The organism is Halomonas sp. SIMBA_159 (assembly GCF_046536035.1).
GTDB lineage: Bacteria > Pseudomonadota > Gammaproteobacteria > Pseudomonadales > Halomonadaceae > Vreelandella > Vreelandella venusta_A.
In genome coordinates this window covers 1-264 of the sequence record NZ_JAWJBT010000783.1, presented here as the reverse complement: position 1 = coordinate 264, position 264 = coordinate 1, and the positions used below count along the sequence as shown (strand labels likewise).

1 protein-coding gene is annotated in these 264 nt (G+C 64.4%); it reads right to left on the bottom strand.

Going from position 1 to position 264, the window contains the following annotated elements; all coding sequences use genetic code 11:
• A partial coding sequence (locus tag R0J87_RS21350; RefSeq protein ID WP_498888800.1) for a hypothetical protein occupies positions 1-249 on the bottom strand: 249 nt, incomplete at its 3' end.
• Positions 250-264: the final 15 nt, after the last annotated feature.

The following is a 264-nucleotide window of genomic DNA, read 5'->3' as shown; positions in this document are numbered from 1 at the left end:
GATCCGTTTCGCCTGAAGGTAGTAGCGGGAGGCAGGTTTTTCATAGCTCGGCACGCCCTCTCGGACCCACCGCCGGATGAGGTTGGCGGAGACTGTGGCCCCGGCCACCATGTGGACGAACTCCGCCGCCTCGTCGTACCGCAGGAAGTACCGCTCGCTGTCGTCGATGGGGAGGGGGCTGCTCATTCGGCGGCTCTCTTTCGCACGATGCGGTTCCGGAGTCTGACAAGGGCGAATCGCGGTGGTCATGGTCTGCTCCGCTGA